At 71.8% G+C, this 15,396-nt stretch carries 10 protein-coding genes; 3 read left to right on the forward strand and 7 right to left on the reverse strand.

Annotated features, from left to right (window positions below):
- Positions 1 to 73 precede the first annotated feature (73 nt).
- Together IE308_RS18460 and IE308_RS18465 are read right to left on the reverse strand one after the other, a co-directional pair.
- Positions 74 to 1,804 (reverse strand): YncE family protein, encoded by a 1,731-nt coding sequence (locus IE308_RS18460; RefSeq protein WP_190218751.1) that lies wholly within the window; start codon positions 1,802 to 1,804, stop codon positions 74 to 76.
- 265 nt (positions 1,805 to 2,069) lie between these two features.
- The gene (locus tag IE308_RS18465; RefSeq protein ID WP_190218752.1) at positions 2,070 to 3,887 is read right to left on the reverse strand and encodes a phosphoenolpyruvate carboxykinase (GTP); all 1,818 of its coding nucleotides are present in this window, start codon (positions 3,885 to 3,887) and stop codon (positions 2,070 to 2,072) included.
- 269 nt (positions 3,888 to 4,156) lie between these two features.
- Between IE308_RS18465 and trhA the strand changes: the two genes are divergently transcribed.
- The 3 genes from trhA (at position 4,157) to IE308_RS18480 (ending at position 6,407) form a co-directional block, all read left to right on the forward strand.
- Positions 4,157 to 4,891 (forward strand): PAQR family membrane homeostasis protein TrhA, encoded by a 735-nt coding sequence (gene trhA / locus IE308_RS18470; protein ID WP_190218753.1) that lies wholly within the window; start codon positions 4,157 to 4,159, stop codon positions 4,889 to 4,891.
- Between the two features lie 43 nt (positions 4,892 to 4,934).
- Positions 4,935 to 5,543 carry a TetR/AcrR family transcriptional regulator gene (locus IE308_RS18475; protein ID WP_190218754.1) on the forward strand — a complete coding sequence of 203 codons (609 nt, stop codon included), beginning with the start codon at positions 4,935 to 4,937 and terminating at the stop codon, positions 5,541 to 5,543.
- Positions 5,544 to 5,678: 135 nt separating this feature from the next.
- Complete coding sequence (locus IE308_RS18480; RefSeq protein ID WP_190218755.1) at positions 5,679 to 6,407, forward strand: Mut7-C RNAse domain-containing protein; 729 nt, start codon at positions 5,679 to 5,681, stop codon at positions 6,405 to 6,407.
- An 18-nt stretch (positions 6,408 to 6,425) separates the two neighbouring features.
- Here IE308_RS18480 and IE308_RS18485 read toward each other — a convergent pair whose 3' ends face one another.
- The 5 genes from IE308_RS18485 to IE308_RS18505 all read right to left on the reverse strand — a co-directional run bounded on the left by IE308_RS18485 (position 6,426) and on the right by IE308_RS18505 (position 15,293).
- Complete coding sequence (locus IE308_RS18485; RefSeq protein ID WP_190218756.1) at positions 6,426 to 8,840, reverse strand: galactose oxidase early set domain-containing protein; 2,415 nt, start codon at positions 8,838 to 8,840, stop codon at positions 6,426 to 6,428.
- On the reverse strand, positions 8,837 to 10,006 hold the full coding sequence (locus IE308_RS18490; RefSeq protein ID WP_190218757.1) for a glycosyltransferase: 1,170 nt from the start codon (positions 10,004 to 10,006) through the stop codon (positions 8,837 to 8,839). The genes IE308_RS18485 and IE308_RS18490 overlap by 4 nt, the downstream gene beginning before the upstream one ends.
- Positions 10,003 to 11,652 carry an ArnT family glycosyltransferase gene (locus IE308_RS18495; protein WP_190218758.1) on the reverse strand — a complete coding sequence of 550 codons (1,650 nt, stop codon included), beginning with the start codon at positions 11,650 to 11,652 and terminating at the stop codon, positions 10,003 to 10,005. The genes IE308_RS18490 and IE308_RS18495 overlap by 4 nt, the downstream gene beginning before the upstream one ends.
- Positions 11,649 to 12,917 (reverse strand): glycosyltransferase, encoded by a 1,269-nt coding sequence (locus IE308_RS18500; RefSeq protein WP_190218759.1) that lies wholly within the window; start codon positions 12,915 to 12,917, stop codon positions 11,649 to 11,651. The genes IE308_RS18495 and IE308_RS18500 overlap by 4 nt, the downstream gene beginning before the upstream one ends.
- Positions 12,918 to 13,259: 342 nt before the next feature.
- Positions 13,260 to 15,293 (reverse strand): thioredoxin domain-containing protein, encoded by a 2,034-nt coding sequence (locus IE308_RS18505; RefSeq protein ID WP_190218760.1) that lies wholly within the window; start codon positions 15,291 to 15,293, stop codon positions 13,260 to 13,262.
- Between the last annotated feature and the right edge of the window lie 103 nt (positions 15,294 to 15,396).

Raw genomic sequence — 15,396 nt, forward strand, 5'->3', positions numbered from 1 at the left:
GCGGGCGTGTGCGTGGTGCTCGCGCAGTTCCCCGCGCCCCTGAGGGGGCCGCCCTCAGGGGCGTTGTCAGGTCCTACCGCGTCACGAACACCGTCGCCGACGCCGTCGACGCCAGGTGCAGGTCGTCGCCCGGCCAGCTGACCGTGTACGTGACGTCCCGGCGCGAGCGCGGCAGGTCGTTGATGGTGAACGTGCCGTCCGCGGCGACCGTCACCGACGTGAGCACCCCGCTGCCGAGGCGGTCGGTGCGCTGCACCTTCAGCGTGGCCCGCTCCGGCAGCGCCTTGCCCTGCGCGGTGAACGTGCCGGTGATCTGCACGCCGGTCGCCTGGCTCGCCTCGGCCGGGGCGTTCAGGGTGATCGAGGTGGGCGCCTTGCCGACGGTCACCGTGGTGCTCAGTCCGTCCGCCGGGCGGTGGGTGAGATCGCCGAGGTAGGAGACGCTGTACGTGGCGTCGCCGACCAGGCCGGGCTCGTCGAGGACGGTGTAGCTGCCGTCGTCCTTGACGGTGAAGGTGCCCAGGTCGTGGGTGCCGCCGGCGTCGGTGCGCGTGGCCTTGACCTTCAGCGGCTCGCCGGGCGCGGGGCCGTCCCACTCCAGCTTGCCGCGCACGGCCAGCGCCTCGCCGGCGACCGCCTGGGCGGGGCTGTGCGTGAGGGCGCCGGTGAAGCGCACGTCGTACTGGACGGCCGGCGGCTGGATGATGTGCAGCCAGAACTGGTTGCCGGCGGCGTTCGTGGTGACCGCGAAGAGCCGGGAGCCGTCCGCCGACCACTCCATGCCGCGCGGCACGACCTGGTCGCCGTCCTGGCTGCCCTCGAAGACGAACTCCAGCGGGGCCGTGGAGTCGGCCGGGTCGGCGGGCTGCACCAGCAGGTCGGGGGTGGTGCCGGTGGCCGCGGCACCCCGGGCGAGGTACTTGCCGTCACCGCTGAAGGCGACCGAGCTGGCGGTGGCGCCCTCGGGCAGCGGCCGGTAGCCGGTCGCCGCGTCCGACAGGTCGGAGGTGTTCAGCAGGCGCGTGCCGGCGGCCGCGTCGGCGAGGGCGATCTTCGCGCCGTCCGGGGAGACGGCGACGTCCTTCAGGTTGAGCGCGCCGCCGCCCGTGTCGTCGGCGAAACGGCGGGTCGCGGTGCGCACGGGCGTGTCGCCGCTGCCGTCGAAGACGCTGACGAACGGGTTCGGCGCGGAGGCGTTGAGCGCCTGGCCCATCACGAAGGTGTCGTGCGGGCCGCCCTCCAGCAGCAGCTTGCCCGCGTCGTTCCAGCCGGTGCGCTGCAAGTTGCCGCCCACCAGCGTGTCCAGTTGGGTCGTGGCCGTGCCGCACTGGGAGGCGTAGTCGGTCCACTGGGTGGTGTAGTACGGCTTGCCGCCCGCGACGACGACCTCGCGCCCGCACTGGTCGGCGTAGACGCCGGGCGCGCTCTTGAGGGCCAGGGTCTCGGTGTCGTAGACGAAGATGCCGTAGCGCTGGCCGACGTAGAGCGTGCTGCCGTCGGCGCTGACCGCGAGGCCGGAGACGTGGTACGAGAAGTTGATCGTGGAGACGCGCTCACCCGTGAAGGTGTAGACGGCGACCAGGCCGTAGTTGTAGTTCGAGCCCACGTTGGCGTCGGCGACGAAGACGCGCTGGTGGACGTTGTCGACGGCGAGCGCCGAGTAGGTGCTGATGGGCAGCTTGGCCACGACGTCGGAGGCCGCCGCGTGCGCCGCGGGCGCGACGGCGAGGGTCAGGCCGGTCCCGGCGAGTGCGGCGGCGAGTATGGAGGCCGCGAGTCGTCTGGGACGGTGAACGGTATTCAACTGTGCCCCCCACAGGCTGTGTTGGACCCCACCAGGAGCGGTGCGGCCCGCGTGTCACCCATGTAACAGGGGTGAAGATCATGTGATCAAGGGGGCGCGACGAGAACGAGGTCCGTCCCGTCGGGGTGTGCACGGCAGCACGGCCCCGTACGCCGTTGTACGGGGCCACGGTTCGTGACATCGTGCCGCCACCCGCGGCCGGCCGTGACGATCACTGGTCAGGGCTCCCATCGGGGCCGGCCGCGGGGGTACAGGGGGGCTGCTGTCAGCCCAGGCGCTCCACGAGCGCGCGGTACTGGTCCCACAGCTCCTTCGGCGTGTGGTCGCCGAAGGTGTTGAGGTGCTCGGGGACCAGGGCGGCCTCCTCGCGCCAGACCTCCTTGTCGACGGTGAGGAGGAAGTCCAGGTCGGCGTCGGCCAGTTCCAGGCCGTCGGTGTCGAGGGCGTCCTTGGTCGGCAGGATGCCGATCGGCGTCTCGACGCCCTCGGCCTTGCCCTCCAGGCGCTCCACGATCCACTTCAGGACGCGGGAGTTCTCACCGAAGCCGGGCCAGACGAACTTGCCCTCGTCGTTCTTGCGGAACCAGTTGACGTAGTAGATCTTCGGCAGCTTGGACTGGTCCTTGTCCTTGGCCACGTCGACCCAGTGGGCCATGTAGTCGCCCATGTTGTAGCCGCAGAACGGCAGCATGGCGAACGGGTCGCGGCGCAGCTCGCCGACCTTGCCCTCGGCGGCGGCGGTCTTCTCGGAGGCCACGTTGGCGCCGAGGAAGACGCCGTGGTTCCAGTCGAAGGACTCCGTCACCAGCGGTACGGCGCTGGCGCGGCGGCCGCCGAAGAGGATCGCGGAGATCGGCACGCCCTTGGGGTCCTCCCACTCGGGCGCGATGATCGGGCACTGCGAGGCGGGCACGGTGAAGCGGGCGTTGGGGTGGGCGGCCGGCGTCCCGGACGCGGGCGTCCAGTCGTTGCCCTTCCAGTCCGTGAGGTGGGCCGGGGGCTCCTCGGTCATGCCCTCCCACCAGACGTCGCCGTCGTCGGTGAGCGCGACGTTGGTGAAGACGGCGTTGCCCCACAGGGTCTTCATGGCGTTGGCGTTGGTGTGCTCGCCGGTGCCGGGGGCGACGCCGAAGAAGCCGGCCTCGGGGTTGATCGCGTACAGGCGGCCGTCCTCGCCGAAGCGCATCCAGGCGATGTCGTCGCCGATGGTCTCCACGGTCCAGCCGGAGATCGTGGGCTCCAGCATGGCGAGGTTGGTCTTGCCGCAGGCGCTCGGGAAGGCGGCGGCGACGTACTTGGACTCGCCCTGCGGCGGGGTGAGCTTGAGGATGAGCATGTGCTCGGCGAGCCAGCCCTCGTCGCGGGCCATGACGGAGGCGATGCGCAGGGCGTAGCACTTCTTGCCGAGCAGGGCGTTGCCGCCGTAGCCCGAGCCGTAGGACCAGATCTCGCGGGACTCCGGGAAGTGCGAGATGTACTTGGTCTGGTTGCAGGGCCAGGGGACGTCCTGCTGGCCGGGCTCCAGGGGGGCACCGAGGGTGTGCACGGCCTTGACGAAGAAGCCCTCGTCGCCCAGCTCGTCGAGGACGGCCTGGCCCATGCGCGTCATGGTGCGCATGGAGACGGCGACGTACGCGGAGTCGGTGATCTCCACGCCGATCGCGGACAGCGGGGAGCCGAGCGGGCCCATGCAGAAGGGCACGACGTACATGGTGCGGCCCCGCATGGAGCCGCGGAAGAGACCTTTCTCCCCCTGGAAGATCTCCCGCATCTCGGCGGGGGCCTTCCAGTGGTTGGTGGGTCCCGCGTCCTCCTCCTTCTCGGAGCAGATGAAGGTCCGGTCCTCGACGCGCGCGACGTCGGAGGGGTCGGAGGCGGCGTAGTAGGAGTGGGGGCGCTTGATCGGGTCGAGTTTCTTGAAGGTGCCCTTCTCGACGAGCTCCTCGCACAGTCGCTCGTACTCGGCCTCGGATCCGTCACACCAGACCACGGCGTCCGGCTGCGTCAGTTCGGCGATCTCGTTGACCCACGAGATCAGTTCCTGATGGTGGGTGGGGACGGGAGCCGCGTTGTCGCGCGCCACGATTGCTCCTAAATGAGGGATTTTTTGTTGGAGGCCCCGTGGGGGCTGCGACCCGGATGCTTGCCCTGAGGGTGCCTTGGCGCTCATCCGGTGCCGACCGCACTCATTTGATCATCCGACGAGAGTGCGCAGATGTCCAGAGGGCGTCACAGGTGAGCATCGCCACGTTCGGGGTACGCATGAACGGGCCGTGAGAGGATGGCCACTCTTCGTCGGTCGACGGAGTCGGCTGATCCCTAACTTACGGTTGCGTAGGTACGATGCGGCGTATGACTGCGTCCGCTCACGACGCGCCCTCGGAGACGCCGGCCGCCGGCCACGGCTCCGTGGCGCCCTCCCTGCCTCACCAGATCGCCCACTCGCTCGAGCCGCTGAAGCCGAAGCTGCGCGGCTGGCTGCACCTCGGAATGTTCCCGGCCGCCCTGATCGCGGGCCTGGTGCTCACGGCGCTGGCCCACTCCACCCGGGGCCGCGTGGCCTGCGGGATCTACGCCCTGACCGCCTGTCTGCTGTTCGGCGTGAGCGCGCTGTACCACCGGGGCAACTGGAGCCCGCGCATGGACGGCATCCTGCGCCGGCTCGACCACGCCAACATCTTCCTGATCATCGCCGGCACCTACACACCGCTGACCATCCTGCTCCTGCCGGGGGCGAAGGGGCGGTGGCTGCTGTGGGGGATCTGGGCCGCCGCGGCGGCCGGGATCGTCTTCCGTGTCTTCTGGGTCGGGGCCCCGCGCTGGCTGTACACGCCCTGCTACATCGCGATGGGCTGGGCCGCCGTGTTCTTCCTGCCGGACTTCATGCGCGCCGGCGGCGTCGCCGTGCTGGTGCTGGTCGTCGTGGGCGGCCTGCTCTACAGCGCGGGCGGCGTGATCTACGGCATCAAGCGGCCGAACCCGTCACCGCGCTGGTTCGGCTTCCACGAGGTGTTCCACTCCTTCACGCTGGCCGCGTTCGCCGTCCACTACGTGGGCATCTCGCTGGTGGCCTACCAGCACGCGTGACGCTTTCTGCCAGTCGCTCGCTTTCGGCAGTTACTGTCAGTTCATGACGGGACTGCGCGAGCGCAAGAAGACCAGGACGCGCCAGGCGATCCGTGAGGCCGCGCACCGGCTGATCGAGGAGCAGGGGTACGAGGCCACGACGGTCGAGCAGATCGCCGAGCGCGCCGAGGTGTCCGCGTCGACCGTCTTCCGCTACTTCCCCGCCAAGGAGGACATCGTCCTCACGGACGGGTACGACCCCGTCCTCCTGGCCGAGCTGCGCGCCCGCCCCGCCGGCGAGCCGTGGGCGCGCTCCCTGCGGTACGCGCTGCGCCGGGCCGTCGAGCGGGCCCTCGCCGACGGCGAGGCGCTGCGGCTGCGGACCCGGCTCCTGGCCGAGGTGCCGGCGCTGCGCTCGCGGATGACGGAGAGCATGGCGGACACCGCCCGCCTGCTCAGCCGGGTCATCGCCGACCGCACCGGCCGCGACCCGGAGAGCCTGGAGGTCCGCGTCCACGTCATGTCCCTGCTCGGCGCGCTGACCGAGACGTCCGCGCACTGGGCGGAGCACGGCCACCGCGACGACCTCGGCGCACTGCTCGACCGCACCCTGGACGTCCTGGAGCGGGGCTTGTCGGCGCTGGACGAGGCCCTGCCGGCCGCGAACCGCTGAGCGGCCCGTCCGCCGTACGTCCCTGAGGCGCCCGTCCGCGTCCCGCCCGCGGCACCTGCACGGCGTACGTCCCCGGGGCGCCGTCCTGCCGTTAATCCCCGGGGCCCGCGCCGTCCGGCGTGACATCCTGGCCGGGTGAACGGTCCCGAAATCCACGTCGAGTTCGCGCCCGAGCTGCACCTGTTCGTCCCGCAGGCCCGCCGCGCCGGTGCCGCGCCCGCCGCCGTCGACGGCGTCTCGACCCTCGGCCATGTCGTGGAGTCCCTCGGCGTGCCGCTGACCGAGGTCGGCGCGCTCCTCGTGGACGGCCGCGAGGTGCCGGTGTCGTACCTGCCCTCGGCGGGCGACCGCGTGACGGTACGGCCCGTGGAGCGCCCCCAGCGGGTGCCGGGCGCACCGCTGCGCTTCCTGCTCGACGTGCACCTCGGCACGCTGGCCCGGCGGCTGCGCCTGCTCGGCGTGGACACCGCGTACGAGTCGACGGACATCGGCGACCCCGCGCTCGCCGCCCGCTCCGCCGCCGAGCGGCGCGTCCTGCTCAGCCGCGACCGGGGCCTGCTGCGCCGCCGCGAGCTGTGGGCCGGCGCCTACGTCTACAGCACCCGCCCCGACGATCAACTGCGCGACACCCTCGACCGGTTCCGCCCCGGCCTGCGTCCGTGGACCCGCTGCACGGCCTGCAACGGCCTGCTGCGCGAGGCCACCAAGGACGAGGTCGCCGACCAGCTCGCCCACGGCACCCAGCGCACCTACGACGTGTTCGCGCAGTGCCGGGAGTGCGGCCGCGCCTACTGGAAGGGCGCGCACCACGAGCAGCTGGAGGCCATCGTGGAGCGCGCCCTGGCGGAGTTCAGCCGCGGCTGATGCCTGGCCGGGGTCGCGCTAACGCCTGGTCAGGTCGCCTCTGCCGCAGGCGGTGCCGTCCCGGTCGCGGTCCAGGCGCAGCGGGTCGTCGGCGCCGTTGACCTTCAGGGTGCCGTAGTGGTTCTGCCGCAGCCAGCTGCAGCGGGCCGCGGTGGTGGGCTTCACCTGGGGCGGGAAGACCGTCGGCACGCACACGTTGGCCGAGCCGTAGTGGCGGTCGCAGCCGGAGACCGTGGGGCTGACCGGCTGGGATGCGCGCCGCGCGGACGGGCCGGTGACCTTGCCGCTGGGGGCGTCGGCGAAGGCGTGGACGTGCGTGGAGGCGTCCGTGGCGGCGAGTGCGGCCGGCCCCTGGAGGTGCACCCACCTGGCCACCGAGGGCACCCCGTTGGCGTCGACGGCGAAGAGCATGTACCAGCCGGGCGGGGCCAGGTTGGGGTTGCTCGTCACGTTCAGGTCGACGTTGTCGCCGTCCACGCTCAGCGGCAGGTCCACGTACCGCTGGTTGGGGTCGGAGGAGTGGGTGACCGCGGCCGGGCGGATCAGCTCGGCCTTGGCGATGGGCCGGTCGACGGTGATGCGCTGGGTGTCGCCGTAGGTCCACTCGCTGTCGATGAGCGAGGTGATGGTGGGGCGCGGGCCCTTGAGGAGGTAGGGCGGGGTGTAGATGGACACGTTGTGGTTCCAGGTGCCGTTGCCCGGGTTGTCGCCGGTGGCCATCACCCGGCCGTCCGGCAGCAGGAACGCCGAGGAGTGGTAGCCGCGCGCCTCGGGGTCGGCGGCCACCGGGTCGAAGGTGCCGCTCTGCGGGTCGTACAGCGACGACTCGTGGACCGGGTTCGCCCGGTTGTGCAGTGCGCCGCCCGTCTCCAGCACCTTGCCGTCGGGCAGCAGCACCGCGGAGACGTACATCTTGCCCTGGCCGCCGGTCTCCGGCTGCGGCCCGTTGCCGAGGTCGACGGTGCCCTGCGGCAGGAGCGGGCCGGGCGTGTAGGCCGGGTCGGGCTGCTTCAGGTCGATGACGTCGGTGAGCCGGTTGGCGTCCGGGTTGGAGTCGATGTTGCCGCCGCCGAGGGTGAGGACCCGCTGGTCCTGCGCCGGCGGCAGCAGCACGCTCGCGGACTGGTCGCGCTCGTCCTTGCGCTGCAGCCCGGGGACCTGCGTGACGGTGTTGGCGTCGTAGTCGTAGATCGCGCTGCCGGTGCCGGGGATGTTGTTGCCGAAGACATGGCTGCCGGAGTAGAAGAGCCGCCCGTCCTGCATGAGGATCATCGACGGGTACAGGCCCCAGTACGACCAGGTCTGGTGCACCTTCCACAGCGGCTGCCACTGCTGCTCCCGCTGCGAGAACAGCTCGGCGGTGACCGAGCCGGTGGAGTCCTCGCGCAGCCCGCCGAAGGAGATGACGTCACCGTTGCCGAGGATCGTCGCCGACGGGTACCAGTGGCCGTCGTTCAGGTCGTTGGTCTTCGTGTACGTCTCGGTCACCGGGTCGAAGACGTACGAGTCCTTGAACCCCTCGTAGCCGTGGCCGCCGACGACCGGGTACGCCTTGTTGCCGCTCATCACCAGCACCCGCCCGTCCTGCAGCTGGACGTGCCCGGCGCAGAACATGTCCTTCGGGGTGGGGATCACCTTGTAGGTGCCGGTGGCGGGGTCGTAGACGGCCGAGGTGAAGGTGCCCGCCTTGAACTGCTCCTCGCTGTTGCCCGAGCCCGCGATGAGCAGCACCTTGCCGTTGTTGAGGACGACGGAGTGCATCGAGCGGACCGGGTTCTTCGTCGGGAGCACGTCCCAGCGGCCGTCGGCGCACTCCTTGGCGGTGCCGGTGCAGGCGGGCGGCGGGAGGGTGTCGGGGACCTGTTCCATCGTGTAGTCGTCGGTGGTCGCCGAGCCGGTGCCGTAGACGGAGACGCCCCAGGTGATGCGGTCGGTGCCGGCCGGGACCTCCGGGGTGCGGACGGTGGCCTGCGTCCAGGTCGCGGCCATGTCGAGGGTCTTGAGGTCGGTCCAGTACTGCCAGCCGGCGGTGGTGTCGTGCCGGAAGAGGGTGACGGAGGTGTCAGGGGTGGTCGACTTGTACCAGAGCGCCAGGTCGTACTGCTTCCCGGTGGCCACGGTCGGCGCGCACTCCGCGGACTCCGTGATGAGGGCCTTGCGGTCGCCGTCGACGCGGCGGGTCAGCTCGACCTTCATCGCCTTCGTGCCGGTGTGCGCGTCGGCGGTCGTGGTGAAGGTGAAGTCGTTGTCGCCCCAGCCGGACCTCTCCCAGCAGTACGGCATGCCGTCGCCGCCGGCGGTCTCGAAGCCGGGGTTCTTGACGAGGTTGGCGGCGGAGGCGGGCTGGGGCGAGGTGAGGAGGAGGCCGGCGGTCAGGGTGACCGTGCCGGCCAGGGCGGTCCGTCGTCTGAGTCTGGGTCTGGGTCTCTTCACGCGGCTCTCCTTGCGGCCTGCCCCCGGCGGGGCAGATAGACCAGCGCCTCGGTCCCCACGAAGCGCAGGACGAACGTGGTCACCAGCGCGAGCGCGGTGGCCGACAGGGCACCCATGCCGAACCGGTGCACGAACAGGGCGATCAGCGGGATCCGCAGCACCAGGTCGGCGTTGGCGAGCAGCGCGAACCGGCCGAGGCGGTCCCACCCGCGGCGGTGGGCGCGCCGGTTGCGGAACAGCAGCTGCTCGATGAGCAGGAAGTTCCACGCGACGCCGAGCTGGTTGGCGAGGATCTCGGCCGGCAGGTAGTGCACGCCGAGCGCGGTCAGCGCCCACAGCCCGACCAGGTTGGGCACGAAGCCGCTGGCACCGATCAGGCCGAAGCCGATCATGCGGGCGAGCGGGGCGTCGGTGCGCAGCCCGGCCAGGTGGCGCAGGAAGCGCAGGCCCTCACGGGCGGTCGACTTGGACTCGCCGGCGTAGCGCTCCTGGAAGACGAACGGCACCTCGGCGACCGCGCGGGGGCGGCTGCGCACCGCGAGTTCGAGGAGGATCTTGTAGCCGAGCGGTTTGAGGGTCTCGGCGGTCAGGTCGGCGCGGCGTACCGCGAAGAAGCCGCTCATCGGGTCGCTGATGCCGCGCAGCCGGCCCGGGAAGAGCGCCTTGGTCAGCCAGGTCGCGCCGCGTGAGACGGCGACGCGGTAGCCGCCGGCCAGGCCGGCGCGGCTGCCGCCGGGCAGGTAGCGGGAGGCGACGACGAGCCCGGCGTTCGTCCGCTGCCCGGTCGCCACCAGCTCCGGCACCAGCGACGGCGGGTGCTGGCAGTCGCCGTCCATGACGACGATCCACTCCGACCCGGCCGCCTTCATGCCCTCAACGACCGCCCCGCCGAGCCCGCCGGCCGGCTCCTCCCGGTGCAGCACGGTGACCGGGAAGGGGCAGTCCTGCGCCGCCTCGGAGATCACCTCGGGGGTGTCGTCGGTGGAGTCGTCGACGAAGACGACCTCGCAGGGCAGCCGGGCCGGCACCGACTCGGTGATCAGCCGCAGCAGCCGCCGTACGTTGGCGGACTCGTTGTACGTCGGTACGACGATGGTGACGGCGCCGGGCTCGGGGACCTCGGCGGCGTCCACCGCGGGGACGGGTGCAAGGTACTCGTGGGTCATCGGGCGCCTCCGGCCGTCGCCGGCTGGATCCGGCGGATCTCGATGCGGTCCTCTCCGGTGCCGAAGACGGCGACCGGCGTCGAATGCTCCATCGCCGCGCGCACGCCCGGCAGGTCGCGGGCGTCGCGGCGGACCGTCGGCGAGGCGACCACGTAGTCGAGGTCCCGCCAGCCGTGCGGCATGGTCTTGGTGACGGCCGGGTCGAGGTCGGCCTTGTAGAACCAGATGACGCCGAGTCCGGGCCGGTACCCGGCGTGCACCAGGTCCAGCCAGAGGGCGTCGTCGACGAGGACGCGGGTGTCCTCGGGGTGGGCGACCTCGGTGCTGAGCCAGCTGGAGGCGGCCCGGTAGGGGGCGTTGGCGTCGGCGGTGAGGGCGGTGTGGTCGCCGTCGTACCAGCGCGGGACGACGTAGGCGCCGGCCGCGAGGGCGAGGACGGCGGCGAGGGCGTACCGGCCGACGGCGACGGACCGCCGCTCCGCCTCGGAGCGCCAGCGGCGCAGGACGGCGTGCGCGACGCTGGCGGTGCCGCCGGCGAGGACCAGCGCGAGGAAGGGCAGCGCCTGGATGACGTACATCGCGGGCAGGTAGCCGTTGGGGCGCAGGGCGAGCGCCGCGAGGATCGCGACGGCGAGGGCGGGTCCGGCGAGGGCGCGGGCGGTGACCGACCAGCGCCAGGTGAGCAGCAGCAACAGCGCGCCGGCGAGGCCGCCGAGGGGCAGCACGCGGTCGTAGTACAGCCAGGAGTGCAGCACGCCGTACGACCCGGAGCCGGCGTCCAGGATGAAGCCCGAACCGGGTCTGGTCATCTGGTACCTGATGCCGTCCCACAGGGAGACGTGGCCGCCGCCGGGCAGCAGCTCGCCCTTCAGCAGCGCGAACAGCGGGTAGGAGAAGCCGATCAGCGCGCACGCCGTGATCGCGCCGGTGAGCGCGAACTTGCGGGTGTCGCGGTGGCTGTGCCGCCACATGGTGAGGAACAGGGCGGGCAGGACGACGAGCATCGTCTCCTTGGTGAGGACGGCCGTCGCGGCGGCGAGCCCGGCGCCGAAGTGGTGCCACAGGTGGCGGGAGGGCGAGGCGGCGAGGGCGAACGCCAGCAGCGTCCACATCACGGCGAGGTTGTCGAGGAAGATCTCCCGCTGGAGCACGACCGACAGCGGGGACAGCCCGAACAGCGCCATCGCGAGGCCGGCCGCCCAGCGGGGCAGCGACAGGCGGCGGGCGAGGACGTAGACGAGGACCGCGCTGACCGCGCTGACCAGCAGCATCACCGCGCGCATGGAGCCGACGGTGAGCGAACCGGGGTCGAGGGCGGAGGGGATCCAGGTGAGCAGGGCGAGCTGGATCCAGCCGAGCGGCGGGTGGTCGTACCAGTAGGTGTAGTGGGCGAGGCCCTTGCCCTGCTGGACGGCCCAGGCCTGGGCGAGGTAGGTGCCCTCGTCGTCGCTGAGGGTGGGGTAGTCGGCGATGTTCCAGCCCTGCACGACGAGGATCGCCACCAGCAGCAGACCGCACAGCAGCAGGTCGGGGCGGGAGGAGCGCAGCCGCTGCGGTGCGGGTGTGCGGCCGTCGGCGGGCGTGGGGACAGGGGTGCTCTGCGCGGGGACCTGGGCTGCGGTCGCCGCGGGAAGGGTGGAGGTCACGCGGGAACGTCCTCTCGGATCCCGTCGGCCGTCGCCAGGTGGGCGCCGACGTGAGTGGTCAACTCCCAGTCGTTGCGGCCGCGTTGTTCACGCCATACGGCGCGGACGGCGGCGCCCGCGAGCAGGACCTGGTAGAAGGGGCCGCCCACGACGAGCTTCAGGTAGTGGACGAGGCGCACGCGCAGGCCGTACTGCTTGCCGAAGTCGTGCAGTCCGACGACCTCGAAGACGAAGGTGACGAGCGCGGTGACGGCCGGCAGGAAGGTGACGAAGGCGATGCCGACGGGCACGTCGAGGAAGAGCGCGATCGCCACGTTGAGCGGGATGATGACGCCGGAGAAGGCCTGCAGGAACGGCGTCATGAGGGTGTAGCGGGCGAGCAGCCGCTGGCCGAAGCCGGGCAGCTGCTTCCAGTCCTTCTTGCGGTAGACCTGGAGGAATCCCTGGTTCCAGCGGGTGCGCTGCTTCAGCAGCGACATGAGGCTGCCGGGGGTCTCCTCGCGGGTGACCATGCGGGGGTCGTAGGCGACGACGACTTTCTTGCCGACGGAGGAGAGCCGTACGCCCAGGTCGCAGTCCTCGGCGAGGCACTCGCTGTCCCAGCCGCCGGCCTCGCGCAGCACGTCGGTGCGGACGAAGACGGTGTTGCCGCCGAGCGGAATGAATCCTTTCTGCGCGTGCAGGTGCAGCCGGGAGCGGAACCAGAAGAAGTACTCCAGGCAGTTGCGCAGGCTGTACCAGCTGGAGTGGAAGTTGATCAGCTGCACCCCGCCCTGCACGACGTCGGCGCCGGTGGTGCGGAAGGCGTGGTCGACGTGCGCGAGCAGTTCCGGGTGGACCTGGTCCTCCGCGTCGAAGACCCCGACGACGTCGCCGCGGCAGTGCGGCAGCGCCGTGTTCATGGCCTTCGGCTTGTTCTTCTTCTCGTGGGTGTCGACGACGACGCGGACGCGCGGGTCGCGGGCCGCGGCCCGCTCGGCCACCGCGGTCGTCTCCGGGTCGTCGTGCCCGACGATGACGATGATCTCGAAGTCGGTGTGCGTGGACTCCAGCAGCCGCTGGATGGTGTGGTCCAGCACGGCCTGCTCGTGGCGGGCCGGCAGCAGCAGCGAGAACGACACGTGCTCGTCGCCGTCCGGTCTGCTGAACCGGGTGGAGGCCAGCACCTCCGGCGTGCGCCAGGCGTGCATCTGCCACCACAGGGTGAAGGCCGCCATCCAGAACAGGGCCAGTGAGACGGCCGATATGAAGACAGACGTCAGCAAAAAGATCCCCCCGAATCCCCGAATCCCCCCGACGCGCGGGCGAGTTGATGCGCACGCGTCACGATGCAGAGAGTATGGGCGAACTGTGAAGGACGCAGGCCCTTTCGATGAAGAGCGTGTTTCCTCACATTGAGGCGCAGGGGTGAACAATGTGCCGGACCCGCACGTTCGGCGGGTCGGACGCGGGGCGTTCGGGCTGGTCAAAGGGGCGCGGGCGAAGCGGGCCCGGGGGAACCCTCCGGCGAGCGGGGCCGGTCGCAGAACGGCCGGAAACCGGCCCCCGCGTGACCGCGCCCCGCCCGTCCCCGCTCAACTGGCGGTCAATCGGTGCTCAGTCGGCGGTCAGTCGGCGGTCAGCGCGTGACGCAACCGGTCGGCGTCGGTCGTCGGGGCGTCACAGGTGAAGTTCCGGCACACGTACGCCGTCGGCGCGCCGCCGCTGAGCGGGCGGTCGGCGAGCAGCGGGAACTCGTCGCTGTCCGGGGTGCCGTAGGCGACGACCGCGCCCGGCGCGGTGCCCAGCAGGGCCGTACGGTGCAGGGTGCGCGCGGCCGGGTCGGCGAGGTCCGGGCCGACGACGGCCACCTCGCGCGGCCCGTCGAGGCGGGCCTCGGCGACGGCGAGGCCCCAGCCGACGAAGCGGGGGACGCGCGGCCCGAGCGCCTTGACGACGCCGAGGGCCCGCTCGGCGGCGGTGCGGTGCGGCTCGGAGCCGGTGTGCGCGGCGTACGACAGCAGCGCGCCGGCCGCGGCGGTCCAGCCCGAGGGCGCGGCGTTGTCGGTGGGGTCCTGCGGCCGGCGGATCAGCCGCTCGGCGTCCGCGGCGGTGTCGTACAGCGCACCGGACTCCGGGTCGGCGAAACGCGTGAGCACGTGGTCCAGGAGCAGCCCGGCGAAGTCCAGCCAGACGCCCTCACCGGTCACGGACGCGAGCGCGAGGAAGCCCTCGGCGACGTCGCCGTAGTCCTCCAGCACCCCCGCGTTGGCCCCGGCGCGGCCGTCCTTGCTGGTGCGGGTGAGCCGGCCGTGCTCGTCCAGGTGGACACGGACCAGCAGGTCGGCGGCGGCGAGCGCGGCCTCGACGAGATCGGGCCGGTCGAAGTAGGCGCCGGTCTCGGCGAGTGCGGCGATCGCGAGGCCGTTCCAGGCGGCGACGACCTTGTCGTCCCGGCCGGGGGCGGGCCGCCCGGCCCGCGCGGCGAGCAGCCGCTCCTTGATGTCACCGACCTTGTCCGCGTCGAAGACGCCCTCGCTCTGCGGGAGCTGCAGGACGGAGGAGCCGTGCTCGAAGGTTCCCTCGTCGGTGACGCCGAAGTACTGGGCGGCGAGGTCGGCGTCGTCACCGAGGACGTCCCGCAGCTGCTGCGGCGTCCACACGTAGTAGGCACCCTCGACGTGCCGCCCGGTCCCGTCGTCGCTGTCGGCGTCCAGCGCGGAGGCGAACCCGCCCTCGGGCGTGCGCAGTTCACGGACGAGGAAGTCGGCGGTCTCCAGGGCGACACGGCGGGCGAGCCCGGAGCCGGTGGCCCGCCACAGGTGCGCGTAGACCCGGCAGAGCAGCGCGTTGTCATAGAGCATCTTCTCGAAGTGCGGCACGACCCAGTCCCGGTCCACGGAGTACCGCGCGAACCCGCCGCCCAGCTGGTCGTAGATCCCGCCGCGGGCCATCCGCTCACACGTGTCCTGCGCCATCTGCAGGGCACCCTCGGCACCGGTCCGGGCGTGGTGCCGCAGCAGGAACTCGATCACCATGGACGGCGGGAACTTCGGCGCCCCGCCGAACCCGCCGCGCTGCGCGTCGTACTCCCGGGTCAGCCCGAGCAGCGCCTGCGCCAGCTCCTGCTCGCCGGGCGCGCCGTCCCCGCCGTAGCTGATCTCCCGTCCGGCGAGGTCCCGCACGATCTTCCCGGCGACCTCGTCGACCTCCCCGCGCCGCTCCTGCCACGCCTGCGCCACACCCTCCAGCACCTGCCGGAAGGAGGGCATGCCGTGCCGGGGCTCGGGCGGGAAGTAGGTGCCGAAGTAGAAGGGCTCGGCGTCGGGCGTGAGGAACACGGTCATGGGCCACCCGCCGTGCCCGGTGGCCGCCTGCACGGCCTCCATGTAGACGGCGTCCACGTCGGGGCGTTCCTCGCGGTCGACCTTGACGCTGACGAAGTGGGCGTTGAGGTAGTCGGCCGTGGCCCGGTCCTCGAAGGACTCGTGAGCCATGACATGGCACCAGTGGCAGCTGCTGTATCCGACGCTCAGCAGCACGGGCACGCCTCGCCGCCGTGCCTCCTCGAAGGCCTCGGCTGCCCAGGGCCACCAGTCGACCGGGTTGTCGGCGTGCTGGAGGAGGTAGGGGGACGTCTCATGGGCCAGGCGGTTCGGCATGGGGTCCATCCTGCCCCAGTACCCGTCAGAGGGGGGACGTAGCGGCCCCCGGCGCGCTACCGTGCCGTGTATGGATATGTCCGCTGACGCATACTCAGTCATC

This window comes from Streptomyces griseosporeus (assembly GCF_014656055.1).
Taxonomy (GTDB): Bacteria; Actinomycetota; Actinomycetes; order Streptomycetales; family Streptomycetaceae; genus Streptomyces; species Streptomyces griseosporeus.

Coding starts and splice junctions, on each gene's coding strand:
- trhA (WP_190218753.1), top strand. CDS start 4,157: ATGACTGCGTCCGCTCACGACGCGCCCTCGGAGACGCCGGCCGCCGGC.
- IE308_RS18475 (WP_190218754.1), top strand. CDS start 4,935: ATGACGGGACTGCGCGAGCGCAAGAAGACCAGGACGCGCCAGGCGATC.
- IE308_RS18490 (WP_190218757.1), bottom strand. CDS start 10,006: ATGACCCACGAGTACCTTGCACCCGTCCCCGCGGTGGACGCCGCCGAG.
- IE308_RS18505 (WP_190218760.1), bottom strand. CDS start 15,293: ATGCCGAACCGCCTGGCCCATGAGACGTCCCCCTACCTCCTCCAGCAC.